At 62.3% G+C, this 12,909-nt stretch carries 15 protein-coding genes; 11 read left to right on the top strand and 4 right to left on the bottom strand.

Annotation, left to right across the window (positions count from 1 at the left end):
- Window positions 1-76 precede the first annotated feature (76 nt).
- From ACZ5U1_RS06600 to ACZ5U1_RS06575, 6 genes are all read left to right on the top strand, one after another.
- Entirely contained in the window at window positions 77-625 is a 549-nt protein-coding gene (locus ACZ5U1_RS06600) for a TspO/MBR family protein (protein WP_460988093.1), read from the top strand.
- Window positions 626-670: 45 nt separating this feature from the next.
- A complete protein-coding gene (locus ACZ5U1_RS06595) occupies window positions 671-970 on the top strand; it encodes an accessory factor UbiK family protein (RefSeq protein ID WP_464779885.1) in 300 nt (99 codons plus the stop codon).
- 108 nt (window positions 971-1,078) lie between these two features.
- On the top strand, window positions 1,079-1,585 hold the full coding sequence (locus ACZ5U1_RS06590) for a type III secretion system chaperone family protein (protein WP_196224098.1): 507 nt from the start codon (window positions 1,079-1,081) through the stop codon (window positions 1,583-1,585).
- A 9-nt stretch (window positions 1,586-1,594) separates the two neighbouring features.
- Window positions 1,595-2,407: a pyrroline-5-carboxylate reductase gene (gene proC / locus ACZ5U1_RS06585; RefSeq protein WP_464779884.1), complete on the top strand. Its 813-nt coding sequence runs from the start codon at window positions 1,595-1,597 to the stop codon at window positions 2,405-2,407.
- Window positions 2,408-2,474: 67 nt separating this feature from the next.
- A complete protein-coding gene (locus ACZ5U1_RS06580; protein ID WP_464779883.1) occupies window positions 2,475-2,972 on the top strand; it encodes an asparaginase domain-containing protein in 498 nt (165 codons plus the stop codon).
- A 269-nt stretch (window positions 2,973-3,241) separates the two neighbouring features.
- On the top strand, window positions 3,242-3,484 hold the full coding sequence (locus tag ACZ5U1_RS06575) for a hypothetical protein (RefSeq protein ID WP_464779882.1): 243 nt from the start codon (window positions 3,242-3,244) through the stop codon (window positions 3,482-3,484).
- 121 nt (window positions 3,485-3,605) lie between these two features.
- Here the strand turns inward: ACZ5U1_RS06575 and ACZ5U1_RS06570 are convergent, their stop codons facing one another.
- The 4 genes from ACZ5U1_RS06570 to ACZ5U1_RS06555 all read right to left on the bottom strand — a co-directional run bounded on the left by ACZ5U1_RS06570 (window position 3,606) and on the right by ACZ5U1_RS06555 (window position 7,800).
- Window positions 3,606-4,133, bottom strand: coding sequence for a CarD family transcriptional regulator (locus ACZ5U1_RS06570; RefSeq protein WP_097091261.1), 528 nt, complete (start codon window positions 4,131-4,133; stop codon window positions 3,606-3,608).
- A gap of 321 nt (window positions 4,134-4,454) precedes the next feature.
- The gene (fdxA, locus tag ACZ5U1_RS06565) at window positions 4,455-4,793 is read right to left on the bottom strand and encodes a ferredoxin FdxA (protein WP_464779881.1); all 339 of its coding nucleotides are present in this window, start codon (window positions 4,791-4,793) and stop codon (window positions 4,455-4,457) included.
- 84 nt (window positions 4,794-4,877) lie between these two features.
- Entirely contained in the window at window positions 4,878-5,174 is a 297-nt protein-coding gene (locus tag ACZ5U1_RS06560) for an RNA-binding S4 domain-containing protein (RefSeq protein WP_196224093.1), read from the bottom strand.
- Window positions 5,167-7,800: a helicase-related protein gene (locus ACZ5U1_RS06555; RefSeq protein WP_464779880.1), complete on the bottom strand. Its 2,634-nt coding sequence runs from the start codon at window positions 7,798-7,800 to the stop codon at window positions 5,167-5,169. The genes ACZ5U1_RS06560 and ACZ5U1_RS06555 overlap by 8 nt, the downstream gene beginning before the upstream one ends.
- Before the next feature lie 227 nt (window positions 7,801-8,027).
- On the opposite strand from ACZ5U1_RS06555, the gene ACZ5U1_RS06550 reads away from it, so the two are divergent.
- From ACZ5U1_RS06550 to zapE, 5 genes are all read left to right on the top strand, one after another.
- Window positions 8,028-9,557 carry a peptidoglycan DD-metalloendopeptidase family protein gene (locus tag ACZ5U1_RS06550; RefSeq protein ID WP_464779879.1) on the top strand — a complete coding sequence of 510 codons (1,530 nt, stop codon included), beginning with the start codon at window positions 8,028-8,030 and terminating at the stop codon, window positions 9,555-9,557.
- A gap of 48 nt (window positions 9,558-9,605) precedes the next feature.
- Window positions 9,606-10,388 (top strand): nucleotidyltransferase family protein, encoded by a 783-nt coding sequence (locus ACZ5U1_RS06545; protein WP_464779878.1) that lies wholly within the window; start codon window positions 9,606-9,608, stop codon window positions 10,386-10,388.
- A 122-nt stretch (window positions 10,389-10,510) separates the two neighbouring features.
- On the top strand, window positions 10,511-11,299 hold the full coding sequence (locus tag ACZ5U1_RS06540; protein WP_449473346.1) for a succinate dehydrogenase iron-sulfur subunit: 789 nt from the start codon (window positions 10,511-10,513) through the stop codon (window positions 11,297-11,299).
- 4 nt (window positions 11,300-11,303) lie between these two features.
- Complete coding sequence (locus tag ACZ5U1_RS06535) at window positions 11,304-11,765, top strand: PaaI family thioesterase (RefSeq protein ID WP_464779877.1); 462 nt, start codon at window positions 11,304-11,306, stop codon at window positions 11,763-11,765.
- Window positions 11,762-12,874 (top strand): cell division protein ZapE, encoded by a 1,113-nt coding sequence (zapE, locus tag ACZ5U1_RS06530; protein WP_464779876.1) that lies wholly within the window; start codon window positions 11,762-11,764, stop codon window positions 12,872-12,874. Before ACZ5U1_RS06535 ends, zapE begins: the two co-directional genes overlap by 4 nt.
- The last annotated feature ends 35 nt before the right edge of the window (window positions 12,875-12,909 follow it).

The following is a 12,909-nucleotide window of genomic DNA, read 5'->3' as shown; positions in this document are numbered from 1 at the left end:
TTCACTGGCGGCTTGACAAGGCCCGGAAGGATTCGCCCGAAGCCGCCGAGTGAGGATTAGTGGAGCTGCGCCGACGATGAACGAAATCGCGTCCCCCGGTCAGTTGCGTTTGGCCTATTTGCGCTGGGCGCTGGTCACCGTTCCGGCGATCGTGTTCCTGGGCTTCCTGTCGGGCAAGCTGGCCAATAGTGGTTATGGCAACCGCTGGTTTGACGCGCTGGTGAAGCCCGACTTCATGCCGCCCGGCTGGGCTTTTGGCGTTGCGTGGACGATCCTTTACATCCTGATGGGGCTTGCCCTTGCCATCGTCATTCATGCGCGGGGAGCACGGGGCAGGGGCGTGGCCATCATCCTGTTCCTGATCCAGCTGGCGCTAAACCTCGTCTGGTCGCCGCTTTTCTTCCGCGCGCATCAGGTTGATAATGCGCTTGCGCTGATCATCGTCCTTTTCGTCGCCGTAGCGGTGACGGCATGGCTGTTCTGGCGTATCAGGCGGGTCGCTGGACTGCTGCTGCTGCCTTATCTGGCATGGCTGGGCTTTGCATCGGCGCTGAATTATGAGATCGGGCGCCTCAATCCGGATGCTGAGACCCTTGTCGCGCCCGCGCTCAAGACCCAGATATGACATCATCGGCGCACATTCGCGCCAGCAAACTAGGACATTCAGACCATGCAGAGCGAAAACCGCTTTTTCGACGACCTTGCCAAGCTGGTGAACGGCGCTGCGGGAACAGTCGCTGGCATGAGCCGGGAATTTGAAACCAACGCCCGGGAAAAGGCCAAGCAGTGGATCGGCGGCATGGATTTCGTCAGCCGCGACGAATTCGATGCCCTAAAGGCGCTGGCGGCGGCGGCCCGTGAAGAGGTTGAATTGCTGAAGGCCCGGATCGACGCGCTGGAAGGCCGGTCGGCTGAACCAGTGACAAAGACCGTCCGCTCGCCAAAGCCCAAGGCAGGCGACGCGGAATAAGCAGGCTTCGCCGCCTGTCCGTTGGTTTTCTGCAACGATCGCCTATTTTGATGCGTTTCCCTCAGTCGGTGGTTTCCTTGCCGCCGGGAAATGCTCTATGGCCAGCCAATGATGGACAGCGACGAATTTGAAAATGGCGGCCAGGAAGCCGCGCCGATCGATATGCTGGCCGCCTATTTCGAAGCGAATGGGTGGAGTTTCGATCAGGTTGGCGAGGATGAGATCGTCGCCAGCACGCAGGGTAGCTGGGCGCAATATGAGCTGCGCGGCATCTGGCGCGACGAAGATCAGGTGCTGCAATTGCTGGCCCTGCCCGACATTCGCGTCACGGAAGAGAAGCGGGCGACGATTTACGAAACGCTGGGCCTGATCAACGAGCAGCTTTGGCTTGGCCATTTCGAGCTTTGGTCGTCGAGCGGCATCGTGCTGTTCCGGCACGGCGCTCTGCTGGGCGCGGGGGGCGTGTTGACGCTGGATCAGGCGCAGATACTGGTCGAAACCGCGATCGACGAATGCGAGCGCTTCTATCCTGTGTTCCAGTTCGTCCTATGGGGCGGCAAGAGCCCGACGGAGGCGATTTCCGCCAGCCTGATCGAGACGCGCGGCGAAGCCTGAGGATTGTCCATGACACAAGCTTGGCCCGCGCACCTGTTCATGGTCGGCTGCGGCAACATGGCTGGGCAAATGCTCGCCCGATGGTTGGCATGCGGTCTTGATCCGGCGAGCGTCACCGTGTTGCGGCCGAGCGGCCGTGCTGTCGCGGACGGGGTGCGGGTGGTGACAGACTATCCGGCATCGCTGCCCGCGCACGCGACAGTGCTGTTGGGCATGAAGCCCTATCAGCTTGACGATGTAGCAGCCTCGCTTGCGCCGCTTTGCGTGGCTGACACGCGCATTGTCTCTATATTGGCCGGGACGCCGGTTGCGGACCTGCGCAAGCGTTTCCCCGTGGTCCAGGACATCGTCCGGGCGATGCCTAACCTGCCTGTCGCCTTGGGACAGGGCGTCACTGGACTGTATGCCGACGGCGAGGTGTCCCACTCAGCCCGTGGGCAAGTGGATGCGCTCATTACGCCATTAGGTACGGCCGAGTGGATCGAAGACGAAGGCCAGTTCAACGCGCTCACCGCCCTGTCGGGCTGTGGACCCGCCTTTTTGTTCCGCTTCATCGATGCGTTCGCGCGCGCGGGGGAAGCGATTGGACTTTCAGCCGATCAGGCCGCACGGATGGCGCTCGCCACCGTCCAAGGTTCTGCGAGCCTTGCTGCCCAAGCAAGCGAAAGTCCGGCGATACTGGCCGACCGCGTGGCTAGCCCCGGCGGGATGACGCGCGAAGGGTTGAACGTCCTCGACGCGGACGACCGGCTGTTGAAACTCCTCACCGACACCTTGGCTGCCGCCCGCGACCGGGGCGAGGAAATCGCCCGCGCGCGCTGATCCGCGGTTCCGATGCGATGGTGGCGCGTTTAGACTGAATGCACCTGCCTAAGTTGGGGAGTTCGCCATGCTGGCTGTGAATACGCCGATCCTGGTTCTCACGACGGGCGGGACGATCGACAAAATCTATTTCGATGCCTTATCGGACTATAAGGTCGGCGAAAGCGTCGTCGCCAAGTTGTTGCAGATTGGCGGGGTGAAGCGTCCCTTTCGAATAGAAGAGGTGACGCGCAAGGATAGTCTGGAGCTGGACGACACCGACCGGACGCTGATCCGCGAGCGGGTGATTACAGCGCCGGAAAGCCATATTGTCATTACCCATGGCACGGATACCATGACGGAGACAGCCAAGGCGCTTGAGGATGTAACCGGCAAGACGATCGTGCTGGTCGGCGCTCTCGCCCCGGCGCGCTTTGGTGAAAGCGACGCCAGCTTCAACCTCGGCATGGCGTTCGCAACGGCTCAGATTGCCGATCCTGGTATCTACATCAGCATGAGCGGATCGGTGTTTCGGGCGGATCAGGTCGTCAAGGATCGAGCAAAAGGCGCGTTCGTCCCGCGATAGGCGTCGATATCGGCATCAGCTTTGCGGTGCCTTCTGCCAGTGCTGGGGGCGCTTACCGTATCAGGAGGGATTGGCGCTGGAGTGAGGCCGTTGTTTTAACGTCATCTTCGCGTCTCCGCGCCTCCGCGTGAATGCAGATTTTTCTCTGCGCCTTCTGCGGCCTCTGCGCGAGAAATAGGCTGTCGTCGCGCCGACTGAGCATGATCCAGGAACCGCCTCCGCCATTGCGCATTATTCGTGCGGGTGGCGTAACGATGAGGAGGATATTCATGGCCGATTATCAGGAGCGTCCAGCGACGACGACTACGATAGTAGAACGGCGCGGCGGCGGCGTAACGGCGATTGCGGTGCTGCTGCTGGTAGTGGTGGTGGCGATTGCCGCCTTTTTCCTGATCAGTAGCCAGACGCGCAAGGACAGCGCGGTCGAGAGCGCTGCCACGCAGGTCGGCCAAGCCGCGAGCGATGTTGGAAGCGCTGCAAAGGATGCAGCCGACAGCGCGAAGGGTGAATAAGCAGGAACGGCTTTCGCAAAAGCCGTGGCCCGGACTTGGCAGGCATAAAAAAGGGCGCTCCAGACCGGAGCGCCCTTTCTAAGTTCATTCACCTGCCGTTGTCGGCTCGGTTGAATTTCGTTCAGCCTTCCACCTTGGCATATTTCGGTGCGGCTTCATTCAGGATGCGCAAGATCTTCTTCAGAGCGCTCGGCTCATCCGTTTCTTCCATCGCAGCCAATTCGCGAGCGAGACGGCTGGACGCGGCTTCGAAAATCTGCCGTTCGGAATAGCTCTGCTCAGGCTGATCGTCAGCGCGGAACAGGTCGCGCGTCACTTCGGCGATCGACACCAGGTCGCCCGAATTGATCTTCGCTTCATATTCCTGTGCGCGGCGCGACCACATGGTGCGCTTGACCTTCGGCTTGCCCTTCAGCGTTTCGATGGCCTCTTCCAGGGTCTTGTTCGACGACAGCTTGCGCATGCCGACGCCTTCGGCCTTGTTGGTCGGCACGCGGAGCGTCATGCGCTCCTTTTCGAACCGGAGCACGTAAAGCTCCAATTCCATGCCCGCGATCTGCTCCTTTTGCAGCTCGACCACCCGGCCAACACCGTGCTTGGGGTAAACAACATAATCACCAACGTCAAAGGACAGCGCCTTGGCAGCCATTTGAAACCTTTCTAATTCTACCGGAGACGGATATCGCCGCGTCACAGATGCGCAGAGTAGCACAAGCCGAGGATTCCACGGCGCCACCGTCAGGACATGAGCAAATACTCCAGGACGGAATGCGACCGTTTCCGCCTCTTGACCCTTATTTAGCAGATTCGTAACAAAATTGCCACCCCCAGACGCAAAATCCGGGAGTGGGCCTCATGCCGAAACGCTAGGGGTAGTTCGTCAGCGACGATCTGGCATCAATATCATGATCGGCAACGATGGACTTTCAGGATCGGGACACGCCGTCCTGCTCGTCGCCGCCGCGTCCGATCAGCTGCCAGAGCCGGGCTCGGGCGAGAAGAACTTCTCCAGCTTGTTCTCGACGCCCTTCATCTCGTCAGCGTCGGCAGGCGCCTCGCCCTTGACGGTGATGTTGGGCCATTCAGCCGAGAATTTGGTGTTGAGTTCCAGCCACTTCTCCAAACCATTCTCCGTATCGGGCAGAATGGCTTCGGCAGGGCATTCAGGTTCGCACACGCCGCAATCGATGCACTCGTTGGGATTGATGACCAGCATGTTCTCGCCCTCGTAGAAACAATCGACGGGGCAGACCTCGACGCAATCCATATATTTGCAGCGGATGCAGTTGTCGGTCACGACATAGGTCATGGATCAGCACTCTATAGGGGTTCGACAGCGGCGGCCCTGCTATGCCCGGCGCGCGCGAAGGTCAATGAGGATATTTTTGTCTCCCTAATCGCCCAGCTTCAGTTCCTCATAACATGTCTGAGCTTCTGGCGCTGGCCCCCTGCGTCCCGGAAGCTCCACGACGCGGACCACGCGTACCCCGCTGGGGTGAGGAAATGTGATGAGATCGCCCGCGCGCACAGGTGAATGGGCGCGCTCGATGCGGCGACCGTTCAGGCGGATATGCCCCTCTTCGGCCAATTTCTGCGCCACCGACCTGCTTTTGGCGAGCCGGGCGAACCACAGGAATTTGTCGATGCGCAGGCTCGGTCCATGATTGCCGAGGGGCGCGGCTTCAGCCATTGCGGCCAAGAAGCTCCGCCAGGCCCGCAAAGGCATTGTTGCCCACTGGCGCCGCCGCTCCAGTCGACGCGGGGCGGGAAGGCGCGCCACGCGCAGGTGCGCTGCGCCGGTTAGGTCCACGGGCTTGCTGCTGATCCGGCCGCGCTTTTTGCCGACCACGGAAGGTCCAGTTCGCCCCGCCCTCGGTCGCTGGCTCGACAGGGCGGAACCCAGCCAGGCGCATCAATTGCAGGAAAGCAGGTTCGTTAAGGCCGAGCGAGACGATCTGCGGGCTTTGGGCGGTGAAGGCCTCGCCCTTGGCGATCGCTTCATGGGCGGCGCGGGCCATGCGTTCCGCCATGTCGATTCGCAGCATCTGATCGTCGAAGCCGCGGAAGCCAGCGATGCGGGCACCCATCTGTTCTGCCTTTCCGCCCGTCGGGATAAGCGTCAGGCCGGGCAGGGGCAGGGGAAGGCATGGTTTGGCGATACGTGCCGCCAGCAGCGCCGCGCGCCATCGTGCCGCGCCGGGCTTCAGAAGGCCCGGATGATAGATGTCGAGCACCCCGATATCGATCCCCGCACGACGCAGCAGGTGGCGTTGATCCTTGTCCAGATGGTTGAGCGCCGAATCGAGATCGGTCCTCGCCATGACCCCGCCAGCATCGGCCAGTTGGGCGAACACGGCCCGCACCACCGCAGGAACTTCCGGATCGGCGGCGCTGGCCGCCATCTTCACGAGGGGCAGAAGATGCTTTTCCTTTTGCGCTTCCACCCAAAGGGCGAGACGCGCACTGACCTGCTTCTGCACGTCCTGGCCAAGCGCCAGAAGTCCGCGATCAAGCCGGATTTCCGGCGCCAGCAGCGACGGGCCGACGAGCAGAGCCGCCACGGCATTGCCCTGCCAACCGATACCCGGCGCCTGTCCCGGCTCGTCCATCAGCACGAAATCAGTGTCGGGCGCGCCCAGCAATTCGTCAGCCTTCACTCGTAATATCCTTCCAAGACGGCGTTCCGCCGCCGCCAGCAGCATCTTTCTATCCTGATGCCGCGTAGCCGGATCGACCGAGAAACGAAATCCGTCAAGTCGCCCGATCGTCTCACCATCGACGCAGACCGTCCCGTCCTGCTCCACATCGACCGGCAGATTGCTCGCATCCTGCCCCATGTCGCGCAATAGTACAGCGGTGCGGCGATCGACAAAACGCTGTGTCAGCGCGCTATGTAGCGCGTCGGAAAGCCTTTCCTCCAGCGCGCGCGTCCGCTCTGCCATCTCGGCTGGATGCGCCAGCCAGTCGGGGCGGTGGGCGATATAGGACCAGGTGCGGGCGGCGGCGATCCGCCCCGACAGCGTATCGATGTCGCCCTGCACCGAATCGAGCCGCGCCAGTTGTTGAGCAAACCAGTCGCGCGGAATGTGGCCCTGACCTTCGGACAGGAACCGCCAGATACGGCCAACGGTGCGCGCATGATGTTCTGCGCCCAGCTTCTGGAAATCGGGCAGACCACATGCGGCCCACAGCCTTTCGACGGCCTTCTTCCCCTTAACCCGGTCGATGACCAGCGGATCGTCGGACAGCCGCCGGAGCACCGCCAGGTCCACCGCTTCGGGTGCCGCACGCAATTCGTCACGATCAGGCCGCGTCTCCAGTTCCATGATGAGCCGGTCGATGCTGTCCATGCGAGGCTGGCCTTCGCGCCAGAAGAGTTGCTCGACCGGCGGGAAGCGATGCGCTTCGATAGCCTCTATCTCTTCGGGCGTGAAGGCAGCGTCACCATCTTCATGGCCAAGGCTGCCGAAGGTCCCGTCCTTATGATGCCGCCCGGCTCGACCCGCGATCTGGGCCATTTCCGATACGGTCAGCCGCCGCGTCCGCCGCCCGTCGAACTTGCGCAACGAAGCGAAGGCGACATGCGCCACGTCCAGGTTGAGCCCCATGCCGATCGCATCGGTAGCGACCAGATAATCGACCTCACCATTCAGGAACATCTGCACCTGAGCATTGCGGGTGCGGGGCGACAGCGCCCCCATGACGACGGCAGCGCCGCCACGAAAACGCCGCAGCATCTCCGCCACGGCATAGACCTCCTCCGCGGAGAAGGCGACGACAGCCGATCGCTTCGGTAGGCGCGACAGCTTCTTCGCCCCGCCATAGGACAGCGTGGAAAAGCGCGGGCGGCTAACGATCTCCACTCCCGGCACCAGTGCTTTCACCACCCGGCCGATGCTGGCCGACCCCAGGATCATGGTTTCCTCCCGACCACGCGCCCGCAGCAGTCGGTCGGTAAAGATGTGCCCCCGTTCTGGATCGGAGCCAAGTTGCGCCTCGTCCAGCGCGACAAAGGCAAAGTCGCCAAGGCCGTTGGCTCCGGCCTCCCGGCCTACGCCGATCGGCATCGATTCGGCCGTGCAGAGATAATAGAGCGCACCCGGAGGGACGATCTTCTCTTCCCCTGTGATCAGTGCGACCTGACCCGGACCTTTGATGGCGACAACCCGGTCGTACACTTCGCGCGCCAGCAATCGGAGCGGAAAGCCCATCATCCCGCTGGAATGACCGCACATGCGCTCGACGGCCAAATGCGTCTTGCCGGTATTGGTGGGACCCAGCACGGCTGTGACGGGCGATCGGGCGAATGGAGCCATGATCCTCTCTATGTCGGGGATGAGTGCAGCGAGAGCAAGGGGAGGGGCGCGATTCTCCTTTGAGCTATGCAGCTTGCGTTGTTCAACGGCTGAAGGGCACGTTTCGTCGCGTCAATATGGTTAAAAAATCCGTCTTTATTTGACTTTAACCCTATGCATTCACAACAATGCCCATGAACGCGCGGCGGGGGTCGGGCGAAATTTCAGCCCGTGGGGGGCTTTTTCAAGTGTTTCACGGTAGCCAGTTCAGTCCTCAGCAGGGGGGCGCATCCGCTTCTCTTTGGGTGACTGACGCCATCGGCAAGGGGTTCGCGACCGCCGACGTGCGCGACTGGCGCACCCGCCTGCGCGATTGGGCCGATGAGGTCGAACTGGTCCCCGATCTTGGCCAGCGAGTGGGCAGCCGTACATGGTTTCGCGGGCTTGCTACCTGTTTTGGGCTTTGCGCATCGGCGCTCTACCTCTCCCCCGGTTTTCAGCCTCTGCCCGGCGAGCCGGAACCGCTGCTTGCTCAACCGCAGTTCGAGGAAGTGCGCAGCCAGATGATCACGCCGCTCGCCATGGGCGCGGACAGCGGGCGGCGCATGGGGCCGACCGACGCCGTCCAGCCTCTGCGCGAAACGCCCGAACGTCCGCAGATCGAATTGCGCGCGCAGATAGGTGGAAGTGATTCGCTTAGCCGGGCCTTGGCGCGGGCGGGGGTCAGCAATGCGGACGCTGCTCAGGTCATGGCGCTCGCCAGCGGCGATATAGCCAAGGGCCTGAAGCCGGGCACGCCGCTCGACATCGTGCTTGGCCGCCGCGCCAGCCGCGACATGCCCCGGCCGCTGGACCATCTCGCCTTCCGCGCAAGGCTCGACCTCGCGCTGGAGATCAATCGGGTGGGCGGGCTGCTGCAAGTGAAGCGTACGGCCATCCATGTCGATGACACGCCGCTGCGCATTCAGGGCGTGATTGGCGACAGCATCTATCAATCCGCGCGCGCGGCTGGCGCGCCGCCCAAGGCGATTCAGAGCTTCCTGCGTGTCATTGCGCAGCAAGTCGACCTGGGATCGATCCACAGCGGCGACCGCTACGACATCATCACCGAATATCGCCGGGCGGCAACCGGGGATGTCGAGGTAGGCGACCTGCTGTTCGCTGGCCTGCACCGCGCCAGCGGCCGGGGTATCGACATGCTCAAATGGACGAGCGATGGCCGCAGCCAATGGTTCGAGGCATCCGGAGTCGGGGAACGGCGCGGCGTGCTGTCCGCGCCGGTGCAGGGCCGTATGTCCTCTGGCTTTGGCATGCGCCGCCATCCGATCCTCGGCTATACGCGCATGCATGCAGGCATCGACTTTGCCGCCGCCTATGGCTCGCCCATCTATGCGGCGACCGATGGCGTGGTGTCCTATTCAGGACGGCACGGTGGCCATGGCAATTATGTCCGGCTGGAACATGGCAACGGCCTTGCCACCGGATACGCCCATATGAGCCGCATCGCCGCGCGCTATGGACAGCGCGTCCGTCAGGGGCAGGTGATCGGCTATGTTGGTTCAAGCGGCCTTTCGACTGGCCCGCATCTCCATTACGAACTGTACCGCAGCGGCCGAACGGTGAACCCGCTTTCGGTCAAATTCACCACGACGGCTCAACTTGCCGGGGGAGAACTGGCGGCTTTCCGGAACCGGCTGAGGCAGTTGAAGAGCCTGCGCGTCGGCGTGCCGGTGACCATCGCGCAGAACAAGCCGCAGGCTGCTGCACCCACCCTGTAGAGCATTTAGCCGCTTCCCGTAATTGGGCCGCTTCGCTAACCCGCCTCCATGACCCAGATCACCGCCCTGCTGCTCGCCGGATCGCGCCCCGGTTCCGATCCTCTGGCGCAGGCAGCCGGGGTCGCGGTAAAGCCTCTCGCTCCGGTGGCGGGAGAGCCCATGATCAATTACCCCGCGCGGGCGCTGCTCGCGCACCCGTCGGTCGGGCAAGTCGTCATTCTCACCCAGACGCCGGAGCTATATCGCGCCGACCCCACCACAGCCTGGCTCGGCGAAGACCCGCGCGTCCGCTTCGAACAGAGCGGCAGCGGAATAGCGTCCACATTGCTGGGCCTCCTGGAACGGCCAGACCTCCCTGTTCCGTTGCTTGTCACCACGGCGGATCATGTTCTGCTCGACGCCGCCATGCTCGACCAATTTGTTGCCGAGGCAGAAGGGGCCGACATTGCGGTGGCGATGGTCGAACGATCGACCTTGCTTGCCCGCTACCCCTCGTCGCGGCGGACCTGGCTAAAATTCAGGGACGGCTGGTGGTCCGGCGCCAACCTCTTCTGGTTCGGCAGTGCGAAAGCGCGCGCTGTCATCTCGCTCTGGCAAGAGGTGGAGCAGGACCGCAAAAAGGGTTGGAAGATACTGGCCGCATTCGGTCCGATCGCCTTGCTCGGCGCCGTTTTGCGCCTCTCGACACTGCGCGGCGGCGTAGCGCGCATCGGCCGCCGCTTTGGCCTCGTCGCCCGACTGGTGCCCATGCGCAAAGCGGAAGCCTGCATCGACGCGGACAAGGTTGAGGATGTGGTGCTGATCGAACAGATATTGAGCGACCGCGCCTAAGCGTCAAAATCGCTTCATGCTTTTGCTGCTTTGATGGGTAGCAAATGGTGGAACGAGGCGCTAAGGGCCTCATGCGCGCGCCCCCATATAATTATTGGCGCGGACGGAGGACATCTTAAACCATGGCCGAATTCACCCTGCCCAAGAACAGCAAGATTTCCGGTAAGGGCGTGACCCACAAGGCGCCTGACGGTGCGAGCAACGTCAAGAGCTTCAAGGTCTATCGCTACGATCCCGACTCGGGTCAGAATCCGCGCTATGACACGTTCGAGATTGACCTCGACAATTGCGGTCCGATGGTCCTCGACGCGCTGCTGAAGATCAAGAATGAATATGATCCGACGCTGACCTTCCGTCGCTCCTGCCGCGAAGGCATTTGCGGTTCCTGTTCGATGAACATGAACGGCAAGAATGGCCTTGCCTGCACCACCTCGATCGAGGAGTGCGCGGGCAAGGAAGTGCGCGTCACGCCGTTGCCGCACATGGACGTGATCAAGGACCTCGTTCCCGATTTCACCCATTTCTATGCGCAGTACAATTCGATCAAGCCGTGGCTGCAAACCGTCAGCCCCGCGCCCAGCGGCAAGGAGCGGCTCCAGTCGCCCGCCGACCGTGAAAAGCTGGACGGCCTGTATGAGTGCATCCTGTGCGCCTGCTGCTCGACCAGCTGCCCGAGCTACTGGTGGAACTCCGACAAGTTCCTCGGCCCGGCGATCCTGCTTCAGGCCTATCGCTGGCTGGCCGACAGCCGTGACGAATATACTGGCGAGCGTCTCGATGAGCTGGAAGATCCCTTCCGTCTCTATCGCTGCCACACCATCATGAACTGCGCGAATGTCTGCCCCAAGGGTCTCAGCCCTGCCAAGGCGATCGCGGAGACCAAGAAGATGATGGTCGAACGGCAGCTTTGATGCAGTGAGCGACGAGGCTGGTCCTGTAAGCCGGGTGCTGGAAGGCCCTTGGGCTGACTGGCTGCGCTGGAGCGATCCGGTTCCGGAGACATTCCTCAGCACATCGGTCGGCCCCAGCTATTCGCGAGGTGATGGTGAACGCCGCGCCACGGTGGTGTTGGAAACCCGCCAGTCGCACGCCAATCGCAACGGCGCGCTGCATGGCGGCTTTCTCGCGGCCTTTGCCGACCATGCCTATTTTGCGGCGCTGGCGGCCATGGGACGTCCCGAACAGGCGGCTGCCGTCACTGTCGATCTGTCCATGCAATATTGCGGCTCCGGGAAAGTGGGCCAGCCGCTGCGCGCCGACGTCGAGGTGCTGCAGGAAACCGGGCGCTTATTCTTCATGCGCCTGACTCTTCATCAGGACGACGCGCTTGTCGCTTCCTCCACCGCTACCGTACGCAAGGTGCCAGTCCCCAAATGAGCAGCGTGATCGAGCGTTATCGCGTGCTCGTCGCGGCCGGGGAACTGCGCCCTGATCCGGACCAGCAGGCCGCCGCAGCACGGCTGAACACGCTTCAGCAGGAATTGGAAGCGGCTCCTCCTCGCGGGTCGACCTTGTGGAAATTGCTGCGAAAGGCGCCTGAGCCACCACGCGGCCTCTACATGTGGGGCGGTGTCGGCCGGGGCAAGTCGATGCTGATGGACCTGTTCTTCGACACCGTTCAGGTCAAGCGCAAGAAGCGCGCCCATTTCCACGAATTCATGCTCGACGTGCATGCGCGGCTTGCCGAGGTCCGCAAGGCGGAGAAGGGCGATCCCATCCCTCCGGTTGTGGACTCGCTCGCCGAAGAAGCGCGGCTGCTCTGCTTTGACGAGATGGTCGTGAATAATATGGCGGACGCCGCCATCATGTCACGTCTGTTCACCGGGCTGCTGGACAAACGGGTGACGGTCGTCACGACTTCCAACCGCGCGCCGGATGAACTTTACAAGGATGGCCTTAATCGTCAGCTTTTCCTGCCGTTCATCGACCTCATCAAGGATCGTCTGGACGTCCTGACCCTCGATGGACCGACCGACTACCGGCTGGATCGTTTGGGAGACGCGCAGCTTTGGCATTCGCCCAATGGTCCAGCGGCGACCAAGGCGCTTTCCGAGGCGTTCTTCCGCCTTACCGACTATCCGGTGGAGGATCGGGCGAAGGTTCCTGTGGAGGACATAGAGGTGCAGGGTGGGCGCACCTTGCATGTGCCAAAGAGCCTTAAGGGCGTGGCAGTCTTTTCCTTCAAGCGCCTGTGTGCGGAGGCTCGAGGGGCGCCGGACTATCTTGCGATTGCGCGGCGCTTTCACACGGTCATCCTAGTCGGCATCCCCGTGCTGGGGCCGGAAAACCGCAACGAATCCGCCCGCTTCGTCACCCTGATCGACGCCTTGTACGAATATAAGGTCAAGCTGCTCGCAGCGGCCGATGCGGAACCCGCACAGCTTTATCCTCGCGGCGACGGAGCGTTCGAATTCGAACGCACGGTGTCGCGGCTGATGGAAATGCAGTCGGACGACTATCTCGCCCTCGGGCACGGCCCCAAATAGCGTTTCGGCGCGGCGGCACCCTCATTCAACACATT

This window comes from Sphingobium sp. TomTYG72 (assembly GCF_055394715.1).
Note: the sequence above shows the minus strand (reverse complement) of the source record. Positions and strands in the feature narration are given on the sequence as shown.